Origin of the sequence: Mycobacterium sp. (assembly GCF_049683935.1) — a bacterium.
GTDB lineage: Bacteria > Actinomycetota > Actinomycetes > Mycobacteriales > Mycobacteriaceae > Mycobacterium.
Genome location: NZ_JBAUJR010000465.1, coordinates 1 through 17,769, shown reverse-complemented (window position 1 = coordinate 17,769; position 17,769 = coordinate 1). Strand labels below are relative to the sequence as shown.

At 68.3% G+C, this 17,769-nt stretch carries 15 protein-coding genes and 1 pseudogene; 11 read left to right on the top strand and 5 right to left on the bottom strand.

Annotated features, from left to right (window positions below; all coding sequences use genetic code 11):
- Positions 1-3,631: ATP-dependent RNA helicase HrpA (hrpA, locus tag WA965_RS26180; RefSeq protein ID WP_526448208.1), on the top strand; the 3,631-nt coding region annotated here is incomplete at its 5' end.
- 27 nt (positions 3,632-3,658) lie between these two features.
- On the top strand, positions 3,659-4,840 hold the full coding sequence (locus tag WA965_RS26175; RefSeq protein WP_526299650.1) for an FAD-dependent oxidoreductase: 1,182 nt from the start codon (positions 3,659-3,661) through the stop codon (positions 4,838-4,840).
- 107 nt (positions 4,841-4,947) lie between these two features.
- On the opposite strand, the gene WA965_RS26170 is transcribed toward WA965_RS26175, so the two are convergent.
- On the bottom strand, positions 4,948-6,108 hold the full coding sequence (locus WA965_RS26170) for a zinc-binding dehydrogenase (protein WP_526299652.1): 1,161 nt from the start codon (positions 6,106-6,108) through the stop codon (positions 4,948-4,950).
- Between the two features lie 30 nt (positions 6,109-6,138).
- Between WA965_RS26170 and WA965_RS26165 the strand changes: the two genes are divergently transcribed.
- From WA965_RS26165 to WA965_RS26155, 3 genes are all read left to right on the top strand, one after another.
- Complete coding sequence (locus WA965_RS26165) at positions 6,139-6,918, top strand: glutaminyl-peptide cyclotransferase (protein WP_526299654.1); 780 nt, start codon at positions 6,139-6,141, stop codon at positions 6,916-6,918.
- A gap of 20 nt (positions 6,919-6,938) precedes the next feature.
- Entirely contained in the window at positions 6,939-7,817 is an 879-nt protein-coding gene (locus tag WA965_RS26160) for a DUF1295 domain-containing protein (RefSeq protein ID WP_526299656.1), read from the top strand.
- An 89-nt stretch (positions 7,818-7,906) separates the two neighbouring features.
- Positions 7,907-8,998 (top strand): FAD-dependent oxidoreductase, encoded by a 1,092-nt coding sequence (locus WA965_RS26155; RefSeq protein WP_526299674.1) that lies wholly within the window; start codon positions 7,907-7,909, stop codon positions 8,996-8,998.
- Here the strand turns inward: WA965_RS26155 and lipE are convergent.
- The 3 genes from lipE to WA965_RS26140 are packed head-to-tail and all read right to left on the bottom strand — an operon-like array spanning position 8,995 to position 11,168.
- Complete coding sequence (gene lipE / locus WA965_RS26150) at positions 8,995-10,257, bottom strand: lipase LipE (RefSeq protein ID WP_526299676.1); 1,263 nt, start codon at positions 10,255-10,257, stop codon at positions 8,995-8,997. The two genes, WA965_RS26155 and lipE, sit on opposite strands and share 4 nt — an antisense overlap.
- The gene (locus tag WA965_RS26145) at positions 10,254-10,706 is read right to left on the bottom strand and encodes an Rv1352/Rv1906c domain-containing protein (RefSeq protein WP_526299658.1); all 453 of its coding nucleotides are present in this window, start codon (positions 10,704-10,706) and stop codon (positions 10,254-10,256) included. The genes lipE and WA965_RS26145 overlap by 4 nt, the downstream gene beginning before the upstream one ends.
- 57 nt (positions 10,707-10,763) lie before the next feature.
- The gene (locus tag WA965_RS26140) at positions 10,764-11,168 is read right to left on the bottom strand and encodes a hemophore-related protein (RefSeq protein WP_526299660.1); all 405 of its coding nucleotides are present in this window, start codon (positions 11,166-11,168) and stop codon (positions 10,764-10,766) included.
- Between the two features lie 291 nt (positions 11,169-11,459).
- Here WA965_RS26140 and WA965_RS26135 point away from each other — a divergent pair, with 291 nt between their 5' ends.
- Genes WA965_RS26135 through WA965_RS26125 form a run of 3 tightly spaced genes read left to right on the top strand, consistent with a single transcriptional unit; the run spans position 11,460 to position 13,420 of the window.
- Entirely contained in the window at positions 11,460-12,107 is a 648-nt protein-coding gene (locus WA965_RS26135) for a nitroreductase family protein (protein WP_526299662.1), read from the top strand.
- A gap of 4 nt (positions 12,108-12,111) precedes the next feature.
- On the top strand, positions 12,112-12,525 hold the full coding sequence (locus WA965_RS26130; RefSeq protein WP_526299664.1) for a VOC family protein: 414 nt from the start codon (positions 12,112-12,114) through the stop codon (positions 12,523-12,525).
- Positions 12,526-12,547: 22 nt separating this feature from the next.
- Positions 12,548-13,420 (top strand): rhomboid family intramembrane serine protease, encoded by an 873-nt coding sequence (locus WA965_RS26125; protein WP_526299666.1) that lies wholly within the window; start codon positions 12,548-12,550, stop codon positions 13,418-13,420.
- An 11-nt stretch (positions 13,421-13,431) separates the two neighbouring features.
- On the opposite strand, the gene WA965_RS26120 is transcribed toward WA965_RS26125, so the two are convergent.
- The gene (locus WA965_RS26120) at positions 13,432-14,298 is read right to left on the bottom strand and encodes an LLM class F420-dependent oxidoreductase (protein WP_526299668.1); all 867 of its coding nucleotides are present in this window, start codon (positions 14,296-14,298) and stop codon (positions 13,432-13,434) included.
- A 62-nt stretch (positions 14,299-14,360) separates the two neighbouring features.
- On the opposite strand from WA965_RS26120, the gene WA965_RS26115 reads away from it, so the two are divergent.
- The 3 genes and pseudogenes from WA965_RS26115 to WA965_RS26105 all read left to right on the top strand — a co-directional run.
- Positions 14,361-15,074, top strand: a complete 714-nt coding sequence (locus tag WA965_RS26115; protein WP_526299678.1) for a beta-phosphoglucomutase family hydrolase — start codon at positions 14,361-14,363, stop codon at positions 15,072-15,074.
- Entirely contained in the window at positions 15,074-17,419 is a 2,346-nt protein-coding gene (locus tag WA965_RS26110) for a glycosyl hydrolase family 65 domain-containing protein (protein ID WP_526299680.1), read from the top strand. The genes WA965_RS26115 and WA965_RS26110 overlap by 1 nt, the downstream gene beginning before the upstream one ends.
- Positions 17,416-17,769 (top strand): annotated as a pseudogene (locus tag WA965_RS26105) (hypothetical protein); the annotation flags it as partial. The gene WA965_RS26110 and the pseudogene WA965_RS26105, both read left to right, overlap by 4 nt.

The window sequence follows — 17,769 nt, the reverse complement described above, 5'->3', positions numbered from 1 at the left end:
GAAGATCTGTCTCGAGCTCGGCCGCGGCATCCGCGGCACCATCGGCCACACCCAACCGCGCCGGCTGGCCGCGCGCACCGTCGCGCAGCGCATCGCCGACGAACTGGGCACCCCGCTCGGTGATGCGGTGGGGTACACGGTGCGCTTCACCGACCAGGTCAGCGACCGCACGCTGGTCAAGCTCATGACCGACGGTATCCTGCTCGCCGAGATCCAGCGGGACCGTCGGCTGCTGCGGTACGACACCCTGATTCTCGACGAGGCACACGAGCGCAGCCTCAACATCGACTTCCTGCTCGGATACCTTCGCGAGCTGCTGCCGCGCCGACCCGACCTGAAGGTCATCGTGACCTCGGCGACGATCGAGCCGGAGCGTTTCGCGGCGCACTTCGGCGGAGCCGAACATGGATCCAGCGATGGAGCGCCGATCGTCGAGGTGTCGGGACGCACGTATCCGGTCGAAATACGTTATCGGCCTCTGGAAGTCGCTGTTCCTCAACAAGACGACGAGGATCCCGACGACCCTGACCACGAGGTCGTCCGCACCGAGTTGCGCGATCCGACCGAGGCGATCATCGATGCGGTCACCGAACTGGCGACCGAACCTCCCGGCGACGTGCTGGTGTTCCTGTCGGGTGAACGCGAGATCCGCGACACTGCCGAGGCCCTTCGTGGCGCTTTCGACCAGAACACCGAGGTGCTGCCGTTGTACGCGCGGCTGGCCACAGCCGAGCAGCAGAAGGTCTTCGCGCCCAGCCGTGCGGCACGGCGCATCGTGCTGGCCACCAACGTCGCCGAGACGTCGTTGACCGTGCCCGGTATCCGCTACGTCGTCGATCCCGGCACCGCCCGCATCTCGCGCTACAGCCGCCGAACGAAGGTGCAGCGCCTGCCGATCGAGCCGATCTCCCAGGCGTCGGCCCAGCAGCGCGCCGGGCGCAGCGGTCGGACGGCCCCGGGTGTCTGCATCCGGCTCTACACCGAAGCCGACTTCGACTCCCGGCCGCGCTACACCGATCCCGAACTGCTGCGCACCAACCTCGCCGCGGTGATCCTGCAGATGGCTGCGCTCGATCTCGGTGAGGTGGCGGACTTTCCGTTTCTCGACCCGCCTGAGGCGCGCAGCATCCGCGACGGTGTGAGCCTGCTGCAGGAACTCGGCGCGTTCGATCGCGCAGGGGCACTGACCGCCACTGGTCGCCGGTTGGCTCAGATCCCGGTTGATCCACGGCTGGGCCGGATGCTGCTGCAGGCGGACGCCGAGGGGTGTGTGCGCGAGATGCTGGTGCTCGTCGCGGCGCTGTCGATCCCGGATCCGCGCGAGCGACCCGCCGACAAAGAGGAGGCGGCCCGCCAGAAGCACGCCCGGTTCGCCGACGAGCACTCCGACTTCGTGTCGTTCCTGAACCTGTGGAGCTACCTCGGCGAGCAGCGAAAAGAACGCTCCGGCAGCTCTTTTCGACGAATGTGCCGCGAGGAGTTCCTGCACTACCTGCGGATCCGCGAATGGCAGGATCTGGTCGGGCAGCTGCGCAGCATCTGCCGGGATCTCGGTATCCGGGAACAAGACGCTGCCGCGGAACCCGCACGGGTGCACGCCGCACTGACCGCGGGGTTGCTGTCGCACATCGGTTTGCGCGAGGGTGACGCTCGCGACTCCCGGATCTTCCAGGGCGCGCGCAACACCAAGTTCGTGCTGGCACCCGGTTCGGTGCTGACCAGGCGCCCACCGCGCTGGGTCGTCGTCGCGGACCTGGTCGAGACCAGCAGGCTCTACGGACGCACCGCGGCACGCATCGAACCGGAAACCGTCGAACACGTTGCCGAGCACCTGGTGCAGCGGACCTACAGCGAGCCGCACTGGGATCCGAAGCGGGGCGCGGTGATGGCCTTCGAACGGGTGACGCTCTACGGTCTTCCGATCGTGGCCCGGCGTCGCATCGGGTACGACAAGGTCGACCCCGAGATCTCCCGCGAGTTGTTCATCCGCCATGCCCTGGTTCAGGGCGAGTGGGAGACCCGACACCATTTCTTCAGGGACAACACCCGATTGCGGGCAGAGCTCGCCGAGTTGGAGGAGCGGGCGCGACGGCGCGACCTGCTCGTCGGTGACGACGAGGTGTACACGTTCTACGACGCGCGCGTCCCTGCCGACATCGTCTCGGTCCGGCACTTCGACGGCTGGTGGCGCAAACAGCGGCAGCGCACACCGGATCTGCTCACGCTGGGCCGCGATGACCTGCTGCGGTCTGAGGAGGACAACAACAATCCGGAGAGCTGGAAGTCGGGTGACCTGACGCTGCCGCTGTCGTACCGGTTCGAACCGGGAGCCTTCGACGACGGGGTGACCGTGCACGTCCCGGTCGACGTGCTCGCGCGTGTGGGCGGCGACGAGTTCGCCTGGCAGGTGCCGGCCCTGCGTGAGGAACTGCTCACCGCGTTGATCAAGTCTCTGCCGAAAGACCTGCGGCGCAACTTCGTTCCGGCTCCCGACACCGCTCGGGCGTTGCTGGGGGTGCTCTCACCCGAGGACAGCGGGTCGCTGCTGGACGCGGTGCAGCGCGAACTGCGGCGGATGTCGGGGATCCTGGTCCCCGTCGACGCGTTCGATCTCGACAAGCTGCCGGCGCACCTTCGTGTCACCTTCGCCGTCGAAGCCGAGGACGGTTCCGTGGTGGCGCGGGGCAAGAGCCTCGACGAACTGCAGAACACCCTTGCGGCGCCGGTGCGCCAAGCGGTGGCCGCCGCGGTGGCCAATGGGCTCGAGCGGTCCGGTCTGCGTGACTGGCCCGACGGTCTGGACGAACTGCCCCGCATGGTGGAGAGCAACGCCGCGTCGGGACACACCGTCCGCGGATATCCGGCATTCGTCGATCAGGCTGCAGCGGTGGATATCCGGGTGTTCGCGACGGAGGCCGAGCAGGTCGCCGCCGCCGCGCCGGGCAGCCGCCGACTGCTGCGCCTTGCCGGTCCGTCGGTCGTCAAACCCGTCGAGCGGGGACTCGATCTGCGAACCAAGCTGATTCTGGGCAACAATCCGGACGGGTCGCTGTCAGCCCTGCTCGACGACTGCGCCGACGCCGCGGTTGCCCAGATCGTCGCACAGCCGGTGTGGACCAGGGATGAGTTCATCTCGGTCCGAACACGATTGGCGAGCACTCTGATGTCGAGCACACTCGACGTGGTGCGCCGCGTGGAGAAGGTACTCGGTGCGTGGCACGACGTCCAGATCGCCCTGCCCGATACGCCGAATCCCCAGCAGGCCGACGCGATCGCCGACATCCGCGCCCAGCTGGCCCGGTTGATGCCGCCGGGCTTCGTGGCGATCACCGGAGTCGCCCGACTCGGTGACCTCGCGCGCTACCTGACCGCGGTGAGCCGACGTCTCGAACGATTGCCGCACGCGCTGACCGCCGACCGGGAACGGATGGTGCGGGTGGCCGCAGTGCAGAGCGCCTACGACCAACTCGTGTCGGCGCTGTCACCGGCACGCGCCGCTTCTACCGATGTCCGCGATATCGCCTGGCTGATCGAGGAATTGAGGGTCAGTCTGTGGGCGCAGCAACTGGGAACGGCGCGCCCCGTCAGTGAACAGCGGATCTACCGCGCGCTGGATGCGGTCCACGACTGAGGGAGCTCGGCCGCTAGTCTTGGCGCTGTGCAGGACTGGAGCGGACAGCGGGCCGTGGTCGTCGGGGGGTCGATCGGCGGCCTGACCACGGCGCTGCTGCTGCGCAGGCTCGGGTTCGACGTCGAGGTCTTCGAGCGCACCCCGACAGACCTCGACGGCCGGGGCGGAGGGATCGTCCTGCACCCCGAAACGCTGCGCTGGTTCGTCGAGTGCAGCGACCAGCACCCCGAGACCGTCAGCACGTCAACTCATTTCATGCAGTACCTGGGTGAGGGCAATACGGTCCTCTACCGTGAGTCGGCGCCGTGGAGCTTCACATCCTGGGGCACGTTCCACCGGGCCCTGCTCGCGGATTTTGGTACCGATCACTACCACCTCGGCGAGTACGCGGTGGGGTTCGACCAGGATGCCGACGGTGTCGAAGTGCGGTTCGCCTCAGGCCGGCGCGAGGCGGCCGACCTGGTGGTCTGCGCCGACGGCGTCGGTTCGCCGAGCCGCCGCCGGATCTCTCCCGAAGCCCGCCTCGAGTACGCGGGTTACGTGGGTTGGCGCGGCTTCGTTCCCGAAAGTCGAGTGTCAGCAGAAACATTCGAGTTGTTGCACGACTCGGTCACCTACAGCGTCGCACCGTTCACTCACATGCCGGTCTATCCCATTCCGTCGCCGTCCGGCGGGTTGGCTGTGGGCGAGCGGTTGCTGAACTACGTGTGGTACCGCAACGTCGGCGAGGGTTACGAACTCGACGAGCTGATGACCGACAAGAGCGGGGTACCGGCCGGTGTCTCACTGCACCCCGGTCGTGTTCAGGACCGCTTCGTCGACGAAATGCGTTCGGCGGCAACCAAGCTGTTGGCACCTGCGGCAGCTGAAGTGGTGCTGCGCACTGAGCAGCCGTTCCTGCAGGCTGTCTACGACGTGGGTGCGAGCCGGATGGCCATGGGGCGCGTCGCACTCCTCGGTGATGCCGCCAGCACCGCGCGGCCCCATCCCGCGGCGGGTACGGCGAAGGCGGCCGCGAATGCCTGGGCGCTTCACGATGCGCTGTCACAGAGTGCTGACATCGCCGATGCGCTGTCCCGCTGGGAGCCTGGACAACTCGATCTCGGGCACCGACTGCTACGGCGGGCCAGAGACATGGGTAACCGCCTCCAGGTCGATTGCACCTGGGTGCCGGGCGATCCCGAGAACAGGCTGGGGATCGGCGGGTGAGGGGCGGCTAGAACAGTCGCCGAACGTACGCTTTCTGATGCGAAATCGCCTGAAGTCGTCACAAACCGTGCGCTCGGCGCGGGCTGGAGCTAGGGCGCGGGCTGGAGCTAAGGAGCAGTCGCCGCGCTAGTTGGGTCGATCATGATCTTGGCGTGCTTCTCGGGGTCACCGAGCGCCTGGAACGCCGTCGCGACGCCGTCGAGGCCGACCGTTCCGGTCACCAGCGCTGACGCGTCGAGCTTGCCGTCGGCGAGCATGTGCAGCGTGTCGCGGAACTCCAACGGGGTGTAACCGAAGACGAACCGGATGTCGATCTCCTTGCCCATCGCCATCGCCGGACGGAACGTGTCCTCCCCCATGCACAATCCGACGACGACGATCCGCGACGCCAGCGGTGCCGCGCCGATCACCCCGTCGATCATCCCCGGCACCCCCACGCACTCGAAGATCACCGGCCGCTTGGGAGCGGTGGCGCCGAGGCTGTCCACCGCGCGGTAGAGGTGGGACCATCCAGGCACCCGTCGCAGCTTCTCCATCGACCCGACACCGAGCTCGTAGAGCGCGGGCATCGTCGTCATACCCCGCTGTTTGGCCGGCACGGCTTCGTAGGGAGAGTCCACCGCTGGGTCGACGACGGTGTCGGCGCCACAGCGCAGGGCCAGGGCCCGACGTCCGGGGGAGAAGTCGCTGGCAACGATCGTGCCGACCCCGCGGGCCTTGAGGTGGCAAATGATCGCCAGCCCCACCGGACCGCACCCGAGCACGATCGCGACGTCCTTGCGGCTGATCTCGCTGCGCCGGATCGCGTGGTAGGCGACCGTCATCGGCTCGGTGAGCGCAGCGGTCGCCGGATCCAGGCCGTTGGGCACCACAAACGTCATCGACGCCTCCGCCAGCACCTGTTCGGCATAGGCGCCGGGCGCCTTGGGGGACAGTCCCGTCATGTGCACGCCGCCCTGTGCCCTCAGAAGCGGGAACGTCACCACTGACGTGCCCGGGGCGAATACCTTGCCGACCTTGCGCCCGCGGTCGGCGACCACGCCGCTGAACTCGTGGCCCATCACCACGGGGGTGTCGCTGCGCACGAAGTCGGTGTATTCGACGCTGGCCAGCATCTCGGTGAGTTCGTCGGCGTGGTCCTTGGCGTGCAGGTCCGATCCGCAGATACCGCAGCGCAGCACGTCGAGCACCAGTTGGCCCTCGGCGGGCTGCGGGGCGGGCAGGTCGATGACCTCCAGTGTGCTGTTCAGACAGCTGACGGCTTTCATTCCGCCATCGTCGCACGGTAGAACGGCTTGGTGACCAAACGTCAGATGTGGGCCGGGCTCGCCCTGGCATTCGTGGGCGCGGCGGCCGTGCTGCCGGGCGCGCACGCCCAACCCTCGGACACCGTCCCGGTGATCGAACCGGTCGTGCTCGAGGAGATCGACCACGACCCGGAGGCCTTCACCCAGGGATTCGAGATCGACGGAGGGGTTCTCTACGAGGGCACCGGGCTTGCCGGCGCCTCCCAGATGCGTGAGCTCGATCCGGCCACCGGCGAGGTGCGCCGGGAGTCCGCGGTTCCCAACGGGTATTTCGGTGAGGGCATCACCGTGGTGGGCGACCGGATCTGGCAGCTCACCTACCGGGACGGGGTCGCGATCGAATGGGACACCGCGACGTTGGCCCCCATCCGGGAAGTGCCGCTGGACGGGGAGGGCTGGGGCCTGTGCTTCGACGGTGAACGATTGATCCGCAGCGACGGCACGAACCGGCTGCGCTTCCAGAACTCCGACGATCTCACCGAAACCGGTGGCGTCGATGTGACCCGCGACGGGCGGGCGGTGGACGGCCTCAACGAGTTGGAGTGCGTCGGCGGGCAGGTCTGGGCCAACCTCTGGCCCAGCGACGACATCGTGCGCATCGATCCGCAGACCGGAGCGGTCGACCTCGTCGTCAACGCCGCCGGGTTGCGGGCTCGCGGAATCCCGGCCTCGGCCCAGGTGCTCAACGGCATCGCCCACGTCCAGGGCAACGAGTTCCTGCTCACGGGCAAGGACTGGCCCAAAACCTTCCGCGTCCAACTCGGGCAGTAGGCACCGTGCATGATCAGGCAGTGACCAAAACGCGCTCGTTGGCGATCGTCGGGATCGCCTACGCCGCGGCCATCGCAGTGGCCGCGGCCTGGCTGGTGTGGGGTCCCAGCACCGGCAGGCTGTGGCTCGACACGCTGATCGCCGATATCCTCGCGACGCTGGTGGTGTTCGCGTTCAGCCGCGGGTTCGGCAACTCGAGCTTCTACGACGCGTACTGGAGCGTCGTCCCGCCGCTGCTGCTGCTCTACTGGTGGACCCAGAGCAGCGACGTCGAGCCGTGGCGGTGCTGGCTGCTCGCGGTGGTCGTCGTCGCGTGGGCGGTGCGGCTCACTGGCAACTGGCTGTACGCGTTTCCCGGCCTGCACCATGAAGATTGGCGTTACCCGATGTTCCGGGAGCGGGCGGGGCGGTTCGAGTTCGTCGCGGATCTGGTCGCCATCCACCTGATCCCCACCCTGCAGGTCTTCCTCGGCATGCTGCCCGTCTACGTCGCGGTGACGACGCCCGGCACCGGGATGGCGTGGCTGACCGTCATCGCGTTTGTCGTCGGGATGGCCGCCGTCGCAGTGGAGTTCGTCGCCGACATGCAGATGCACCGGTTCGTCAGGGACAGGCGCCAGGGCGAGGCGATGGACCGCGGCCTGTGGAGCTGGTCGCGGCATCCGAACTACTTCGGCGAGTTCGGTTTCTGGTTCGCGCTGGCGCTGTTCGGGGTGGCCGCATCACCTGCCGACGCGTGGTGGTTGTTCATCGGCGCGGCGGCGATGCTGGCCATGTTCCTGGGTGCGAGCATCCCGATGATGGAGACCCGTAGCCTCGAGCGCCGCCCCGACTATCAGGCGGTCATCGATCGGGTACCGCGGTTCGTGCCCCGCCCGCCCGGGAAGGTCCGCGCGTGAAGAGGATTCGGGTCAGGCGGGCGGGAGCGCAGCGATGGGGGAATCGGGTCCGGCGGGCAGGATCGCAGCGACCCGGGAATCGTGTCGTCATCGCCGGGCTCGGCGACACCGGTGTGCTCACCGCGATCAAACTCGCCAAACATGCTGACGTCGTAGGGATCTCGGCCAAGCCCGGGCTGGTCAGCGGCCAGGAACTGGGATGGCGGTTGGCGCGTCCCGACGACTGGGCCCGCCACAACTGGATCCCGTTCGGCCGGTTCCGCGGCCTCGACCGGGTCCGCGCCGTGCACGGCACCCTGACCGGCGTCGACCTCGTCGCCCGCACGGTGGCGGTGCAGTTGCCCGACGGCTCTACGACCGACGTTGGGTACGACACGCTTGTCATCTCCACCGGGGTCACCAACGGCTTCTGGCGGCAGCCGACGTTGCAGACGGCAGCCGAGATCGGCACCGACCTGCGTGCTCCGCACGAGCGGCTCGCCACCGCGAAGTCGGTGATCGTCATCGGAGGCGGTGCCGCCGCCGTCAGCAGCGCCGCGAACATCGCGACCACCTGGCCCGACAAGCGCGTTGATCTCTACTACCCCGGCGACCGGGCCTTGGCCGAGCACCATCCCCGCACCTGGGAGAAGGTCCGGCGCAGGCTCACCGAAGCCGGTGTCGGACTGCATCCGGGCCACCGGGCCGACCTGCCGCCGGGTTTCACCGGCGACGAACTGACCGCCGACCCCGTGCAGTGGAGGACCGGTCAGCCGGCCGCCTCCGCCGATGCGGTGCTGTGGGCGATCGGGCGGGTGCGGCCCAACACCGACTGGCTGCCCGCCGTGCTGCTCGACGAGCAGGGCTTCGTCCGCGTCACCCCCGAGCTTCAGGTGCCGGGACACCCCGAGGTCTTTGCGGTCGGTGACGTCGCCGCCACCGACGCCCTGCGCAGCTCGGCACGCAACCGTGCCGACGGGCTGATCGCACACAACGTGCGAGCCGCGTCCGCCGGGAAAACCCTGCGTAGCTATCGCCCACCCAAGAGTCGGTGGGGGTCGGTGCTCGGCATCCAGCCCAACGGACTCGAGGTGTTCGCCCCCAACGGCAAGGCTTTCCGCTTCCCGGCGTGGACCTTCGAGCGGGTGCTGCTGCCGTGGATCGTCAAACGGGGCATCTACCGGGGCGTGCGCGGAGACTAGGCGATCCGGGGAATCTCGGCGTTGATCCGGTCCAGCAGTTGCGGGTAGCGCTTCTCCTCGCGATGCCCGCCGGGTTTGCCGCTGCTGACCACCGCCACCGACAGCGCCCGGGTCGGATCGGCCCACACGGCGATGTCGGTCAACCCGGTGTGGCCGAAGGCGCCTGCCCCGTCACGGCCGAACGGGCCGAAGCGCTTCGACCCGAGCATGTAGCCGGTACCCCATCGCATCGGCGCGAGCCCTGTTGCCAGGTCCGGACGCAGCCGCCGGCACTCTGCGGTCGCGCCACGCAGCGTCTGCGCGGACACCACCCGGACGCCGTCGAGTTCTCCACCACGGCAGAGTATTTCGGCGAACCGGGACAGCTCGTTGGCGTTCGAGACGGTGTTGGACGACGGGATGACACCGGTCAGGAAGTGTGGGGTGTTCGAGAACGGGATGATCTGCTGCGGCGTGCCTCCGACCGCGGTCTTGAACGCCTTGGCGATCGGGGCGGGCAGCGGTTTGCCGGTGACGTGACTCGGTGCGACCAGCGGAACGTCAACTGCGGCAACGCCGTAATTGGTCCACCGGAAGCCCAGCGGTTCCAGGATCTCCTCGTGCAGGATGTCGCGGATGTTGCGGCCCGTTGCGGCGTTGATGATCTCGCGCATCAGCGGACCCCACGTCACGCCGTGGTAGATGTGCACCAGGCCCGGCCGGTAGACCGGCTTCATCGCGCCGAGCATCTCGCGCGCGTAGTCGCTGTCGTCCATTCGCTTGAGGTCCGGCCTTGGGCCGGTGGCGAACGGGACCCCGGCGCTGTGGGTCATCACATGGCGGATGGTGGTGCGGTCCTTGCCGTGGCTGGTGTAGCCGGGCAGGTAGTCGCACACCCGGTCGTCGAGGGAGAACGCACCGCGTTCGACGAGCATGTGAGCGACGGTCGTGGTGATCGCCTTGGCGGCGGAGTACACGCAGAACGGCGTCGTGGTGGACACCACGATCTTCTCGGCGTCGGCCGGATCGGCGGGCCCGTTGCCCCAGCCGTGGCCGATCGCCCGGTCGAGGATCACGCGGCCGTCGCGGCGCAGGCAGACCTGGATCGCGGGCTGCATGCCCGCGGCGTACCAGTGCCGGGCTGCCTGCCAGATCCGGTCCACCGACGCCGGGTCGACAGCGGAGTGGTCCTCATCGCCCGTCGAGGTGACCGCGTCGAGGTCGGAGGGGACGACGATCTTGCCATCGTCGCCGGAGACGGCAGTCCGGCCCGTGGTCAGCGCGGACCACCCGAGAAGAAGCCGCTGCCGACCAGGCCGGTCAGCTGGCCCAGCAGGTCGCCGGGACCCGGTGGCGGCGGTGGGGGGGTGTTGCTGAGCTGCCAGACCTGGCAGTCGCTGGTGGAGAACGTGGTGTCGGTCGGCAGGATCTCGACGAACGCGGGCTTCTTGGTCAGCGCGTTGTCGACGAGTTCGTCGCCGGCGGTGCGCTTCCAGTAGCAGGCACCGTCGTCGACCGGTCCGGCGGACTGGTACACCCCGGGTGCGATGTCCGTGCCGACCGCGTAGGAGCCGTCGGCGTCGATGGTGGTCTTGAGCCCTTCAGCAGGGGCAGGGGACGGGGCAGGTGCCGGCGGGGGTGGAGCGGGCTGGGCCTGAGCGGGCCCAGTGGCGGCCCACCACGTCGTCAGCACTACCGCAGCCATCACGGCTGGTCTTGTCGGCCTCATAGGAAGTCAGTCTAAGTGCCGCGGCGGCGAGAAAGAACCCGCCGCCGCGGCCAGAGATCAGCCGGCCATGAAGGTGTTGTAGGCCGATGCGAGCTCACCGGGGAGAACGGTGAGGTTGCAGTTGCGCTGCACGTCGCCGATCGGCGCCAGGATGCCGCGCAACTCGTAGTACTCGCCTGAGTTGGCGGTGAAGTAGCCGCGCAGGTTGGCCTCCGCCTCGGGTCGCGGCTGATTGAACGCCGCGGTGACGGCCTGGTTCGCGCCCGGGTGGGCATCGAGGTACGCGCGCGCCTGACCCGTGACCGAGCTGACGGTGCCGGAGACCGCGCTGGCGCTGCACTGGTCAGCAGGCTGCGCCCCGGCCGCCGGAGCCGCAACGGTTGCTACGGCCAAGCCACCGAAAAGACAAGCCGCCCCGATACCGGCCACGTTGCGGCGCATGGTGTTACCACTGAGATTCATGTGTTCTGGTCCTTCGAATTGTGAGTCGGTCACTTTCAACCCCGCCCGAAATCCAAGGTAACCGCGATCCGAAGTGCCCAAACCGGACGCGATGTGACAAATGTGAAGGGCCGCAAAACGTTACAGCCGCACGCCGTGACCTTCACCTCAGAATTGGGTGGATCGGGTCGAATGAAACGCCTCGTCACAGCCCACAAGGGGCAATCTCTCAGAATTTGCCCGGAACCCTTAATTGATCGTGATCTGCGACGTGATCGAATTGTTATCGGCGGGTCTCGCTAGGTTGGCCGCATGCACTCAGAAACCCGCGATGTGTGGGAGACGATGGCCACCGCCCGCACGATCCGCCGCTTCACCGGGGACCCCGTGGACGACACCACTCTGCGCCGGTGTCTGGAAGCGGCGACGTGGGCGCCGTCGGGCGCCAATGCCCAGGCCTGGCGGTTCATCGTGCTGAGGTCGGCCGAGCAGCGCGCAGTCGTCGCACAGGCCGCAGCGCACGCGCTGGCGGTCATCGAGCCCGTGTACGGCATGAGCCGGCCGGACCCCGACGACCACAGCCCACGGGCCCGCAACAACCGCGCCACCTACGAGCTGCACGATCGGGCCGGCGAGTTCACCTCGGTGTTGTTCACCCAGAAACGCTTTCCGACCGCCTCGGAGCTGCTGCTGGGCGGCTCGATCTTCCCGGCGATGCAGAACTTCCAGCTCGCCGCCCGCGCGCAAGGTCTCGGGGCGTGCCTGACCAGCTGGGCCTCCTACGACGGGGAGCAGGTGCTCCGCGACGCCGTCGGGGTTCCCGACGACTGGATGCTCGCAGGGCACATCGTGGTCGGCTGGCCCAAGGGCAGGCACGGCCAAGTGCGACGCCGCCCGTTGGCGTCAGCGGTCAACCTGGACCGATGGGATGCTCCGGCGACCGAACTGCTGGCGCGATAGCGTGGTGTCCGTGAAGCTCGACTTGTTGATGCCCGGCATCGAGGTGGGTCTCGTCACCACCGACCTCGACGCGATGGTGGCCTTCTACGAGGGGTTCCTCGAACTCGAACCGCAGGGTGAGATCGAGTTTCCCGGCGGCTCGCAGCGGCGGTACTCGCTGGGCAACAGTGTGCTCAAGCTCGTCACCTATGCGCAGGCACCCGCAGCACCGGTCGCACCGGGAGGCGGCCGGGCGCAGGCAGGTCTGAGGTACTTCACGATCGGGGTCAACAACCTGCGGGCCGTCGCCGAGGCGTTCGAGGCCTCCGGGTACGAGGTCGTCGAACCGCTCACGGAGTTCGCGCCGGCCCCCGGGATGGGCTGGATGTTCGTCGCCGACCCAGACGGAAACTGGATCGAACTGTTCGGGGTCTTGTGAGCGGCGCGAACGTGGGGCAGAAGTGAGCTACTACCCGAACCCGCCGGGAACCCCACCACAGACACCCACCTGCTACCGGCATCCCGACCGGCCGACCTACGTCCGCTGCACCAGGTGTAACCAGTTCATCTGCCCCGAGTGCATGCACAGCGCCTCGGTCGGTCACCAGTGCCCGGTGTGTTTCGGAGAGGGCGCCCGTTCGGTGCGTCAGGTAACCACGCCGTTCGGTGGCGCCCCGCCGAAGTCCGCGACGCCGCTCGTCACATACGTGCTGATCGGGCTGAACGTGCTGATGTTCGTGCTGCAGATGGCGTCGCCCGGCCTGGAACGGGCTCTGGGCCTGTGGTCGCCGGCAGTCGCCGATGGCGAGATGTACCGGCTGCTGACCTCGGCGTTCCTGCATTTCGGGACGGCGCACATCGCGTTCAACATGCTGGCGCTGTACTTCGTGGGTCCACCGCTGGAGATGGCGCTGGGTCGACTGCGCTTCGTCGGGCTGTACCTGCTCAGCGCGTTGGGCGGGTCGGTGCTGGTGTACCTGCTGACACTGAACGCGTTGACCGCCGGTGCGTCCGGCGCGGTCTTCGGCCTGTTCGGTGCGACGTTCGTGGTCGGGCGCAAATTGCGGATGGACGTCCGCGGGGTGGCCGCGATCATCGTGCTGAACATGGTCTTCACATTCGTCTACCCGTTGATCACGTCGCAGAACATCAGCTGGCAGGGGCACCTCGGCGGGCTCGTCACCGGCGCTGTGGTCGCGGCCGCGTATGTCTACGCGCCCAGACAGCAGCGCAACCTGGTGCAGGCCGGGGCGACCGTGGCGCTGCTGGTGGTCTTCGTCGGGCTCATCGTGTGGCGGACCGCCGACCTGCGGGCGATGTTCGGCGTGGCCTGACTGGTCCGGCGCTAACCCAGTCCGGCGCCCACCGCGACCGATTCGAGGACCGCCAGATGGTCGTCGACCGAGCGCAGTCCCGCGCCCATCGTGTTCACCGACAGATGTGTGGCGCCGTGCTCGGCCCACTCGCCGATCTCGGCCGTGACCCGCTCGATGTCCCGCTGCCAGGTCACGCGGCCTTCCATCCCGACGTGTGACGGGTTGCGGCCCGCGTCCCGGGCGGCGGCGTCGACGACGGCTCTGGCCTCGTCGAGGGCGGGTCCCGGCCGCATCATCGGGAACCATCCGTCGGCGAGCCGGCCCGCCCGCGCATAGCCGGGCGCCGACGCGGCGCCGATCCACAGCGGAATCGGCCGTTGCGCCGGCAGCGGCGCGATACCGGCCCCTGTGACCTGGTGGTAGCGGCCGTCGAAGGTCACGGTGCGCTGCGTCCACAGCAGCCGCAACAGCTCCATCTGTTCCTCGGAGCGACGCCCCCGGTTGGTGAACTCCTCGCCGAGCGCCTCGTATTCGACCGCGTTCCAGCCGACGCCGACGCCGAACCGCAACCGCCCGCCACTGAGAAGGTCGACTTCGGCGGCCTGCTTTGCCACCAGCGCCGTCTGCCGCTGCGGCAGGATGATCACGCCGGTGACCAGCTCCAGCTTTGCCGTGACCGCGGCGAGATAGCCGAACATCACGAGCGGCTCGTGAAATGTGGTGTCGACGTCATACGGACCCGACCAGCCCCGATGAACGTCCGGGTCGGCGCCGACGACGTGGTCGTAGGCCAGCACGTGGGCGTATCCGAGTTCTTCGACGCGCTGGCCGTACGCCCGCACCGCACCCGGATCGCCGCCGAGTTCCGTCTGGGGAAACACCACACCGATTCGCATACTTTGCTCCAACCCGGCCTTTCCTGGCTTGCATTCCCTGCGTGACAAGGTATGAGTGGGGGATGCTCGGCCTCCCCGACCGGATACGCGCCTGTCTCTTCGACCTCGACGGTGTGCTCACCGACACCGCCAGTGTGCACCGGAGGGCATGGAAGGCGATGTTCGACGAGTATCTGCGCGCCCGCAGCGATCAGACCGGCGAACCGTTCGTGCCGTTCGACGCCGGCGCCGACTACGACTCCTTCGTCGACGGGAAACCGCGTGAGGACGGGATCCGGTCGTTTCTGGGTCACCGGGACATCACCGTCGACGACGACACGGTCAGTGATCTCGGCACCCGGAAGAACGATGCGTTCCAGCACACGCTGCGCGCCGACGGGGTGACGGTGTTCGAGGGATCGCGACGCTATCTGGAGGCGACGGCGCGGGCGGGCCTGCGGCGCGCCGTCGTGTCGTCGAGCGCAAACACCGCCGAGGTGCTCGAGATGACCGGGCTGGACACCTACATCGAGCATCGGGTCGACGGCGTCACCCTGCGTACCGAGGGACTGCCGGGCAAGCCCGCGCCGGATTCGTTCCTGCGCGCCGCCCAACTCCTCGACGTCGACCCCGCCGATGCCGCGGTGTTCGAGGACGCGCTCTCCGGGGTGGCCGCGGGCCGAGCCGGGAACTTCGGTCTGGTGGTGGGTGTGGATCGGGTAGGACAGTCAGAAGCGTTGCGGGACAACGGCGCAGATATCGTCGTCACCGACCTGGGGGAGCTGCTCGAGCCATGATGATCACCGACGAGGCGTTCCCGGTCGAGCCCTGGCAGGTCCGGGAAACAGAGTTGAGGCTCGACCTGTTGCCGCAGACCGAGTCGCTGTTCGCGCTGTCCAACGGCCATATCGGGTTCCGCGGCAACCTCGACGAGGGCGAGCCGTGGGGTCTGCCGGGCACCTACCTCAACGGGTACTACGAGGTGCGCCCGCTGCCGTACGCCGAAGCGGGGTACGGCTATCCCGAGGACGGGCAGTCCGTCGTCAACGTCACCAACGGCAAGTTGATCCGGCTTCTGGTCGAGGACGAACCGTTCGACATCCGCTACGGCGAGTTGCTCTCGCACGAAAGAACTCTCGACATGCGTGCGGGCACTCTGAGGCGGACCGCCGAATGGCGCTCGCCCGCAGGCAAGCAGATCCGGATCGTGTCGACGCGGTTGGTCTCGCTGGCGCAACGGGGGCTGGCCGCCATCGAATACGAGGTGGAGGCCGTCGACGACGTGCGGGTCACGCTGCAGTCCGAGTTGGTCGCCAACGAGGACCTGCCCACACCGTCGGACGACCCGCGGGTCGCGGCGGCGCTGGTGAATCCGCTCGAACCGGTGCAGTACGAGGTCAGTGAGCGCGGCGCACTGCTGATCCACCGCACCCGCGGGACCGGCCTGACGATGGCCGCCGCGATGGACCACGTCGTCGAAGCCCCCGGGCGGGTCGAGATCAGCGGTGATGCCGGTGATGACTGGGCCCGCACCACTGTGGTGTGCGGCCTCAAAGCCGGTGAGCGACTGCGCATCGTCAAGTACCTGGCCTACGGGTGGTCGAGTCTGCGATCCCGCCCGGCGTTGCGCGACCAGGCGGCGGCCGCCATCGCCAGCGCGCGCTACACCGGGTGGCAGGGCCTTCTCGATTCGCAGCGCGAGTATCTCGACGACTTCTGGGACTGTGCCGACGTCGAGGTCGACGGCGACCCCGACTGCCAGCAGGCGGTGCGGTTCGGGCTCTTCCACGTCATGCAGGCCACCACTCGCGCAGAACGCCGCGCCATCGCCGGCAAGGGGCTCACCGGCAACGGCTATGACGGACATGCCTTCTGGGACACCGAGGGCTATGTGCTCCCGGTCCTCACCTACACCGCACCGCACGCGGCCGCCGACGCCCTGAGGTGGCGGGCGTCGACGCTGGACATGGCGCGCGACCGTGCCGCCGAGCTGGATCTCAAGGGTGCGACCTTTCCGTGGCGGACGATCCACGGCGAGGAGTGCTCGGCGTACTGGCCGGCGGGCACCGCGGCCTTCCACGTCAACGCGGCCATCGCCATGGCATTCGAGCGGTACCGGGTGGTGACCGGCGACGAATCGCTGGAGCAGGAGTGCGGCCTGGCGGTGCTCGTCGAGACCGCGCGGATGTGGCTGTCGCTCGGACACCACGACCGCCACGGCGCGTGGCGCATCGACGGGGTGACCGGGCCCGACGAGTACACCGGCATCGTGCGCGACAACGTGTTCACCAACATGATGGCCGCGGCGAACCTGCGCATCGCCGCCGACGCGTGTACCCGGAATCTCGACGCCGCAGCAGAATTGGGGGTGGACACCGAGGAGACCGCGGCCTGGCGCGACGCGGGCGACGCCGTCCACATTCCCTATGACGAGGAGTTGGGTGTCCACCCGCAGTGTGACGGTTTCACGACGCTGCGCGAATGGGACTTCAGTGAGAACACCAAATATCCGCTGCTGCTGCACGAACCGTACGTTCGGCTCTACCCCGCGCAGGTCATCAAGCAGGCCGATCTGGTGCTGGCGATGCAGTGGCAGAGCCACGCCTTCACCCCTGAGCAGAAGGCCCACAACGTCGACTACTACGAGCGGCGCACCACCCGGGACTCGTCGCTGTCGGCGTGCACCCAGGCGGTGATGTGCGCCGAGGTCGGCCATTTGGAACTCGCCCACGACTACGCCTACGAGGCCGCACTGATCGATCTGCGCAATCTGCACCGCAACACCGGTGACGGCCTGCATCTGGCGTCCCTCGCGGGAAGCTGGACTGCGCTCGTCGGCGGGTTCGGGGGCCTGCGCGACGACGAAGGCCTGCTGGCGCTCGATCCGCGCCTGCCGCCGGGCATCAGCAGACTGCGATTCCGGCTGCGGTGGAAGGACTTCCGCGTGACCGTCGAGGTCGATCACGAAGAGGTCACCTACAGCCTGCGCGACGGTCCGCACGGGGCGCTGACCATCCACCATGCGGGCAAGCCTCTCGAGATCACCACCCATTCGCCGACGACGGTGGCGGTGAAACCACTCGAGCCGCTGTTGCCGCCACCGCAGCAACCGTTCGGCCGCGAGCCGTTCCGCCGGCGATGAGCGACGGTGCGCTCGACGCGCTGTACTCGGCCAGGCCCGAGGACTTCACGTCGCTGCGCACCGAACTCGCGGCCCGGGCCAGAAAGAGCGGCGACACCGCGGAAGCCAAGACCATCACCGCCAGCCGCAAGCCCACGACGGCAGCGTGGGTGGTCAATCTGCTGGTGCTCGACGGGGCGGCCAGGGCACAGCTGACCGATCTGGGGTCACGACTGCGCGAGGCGCACGCCGCGATGGACGGTGACGCGATCCGGGTGCTCACCTCCGAGCAGCGCCGACTGGTCGACGGACTCGTCCGCACCGCCTTCCGTGCGGCGGGCCTGGACACACCGGCCGCCGCGCTGCGTGAC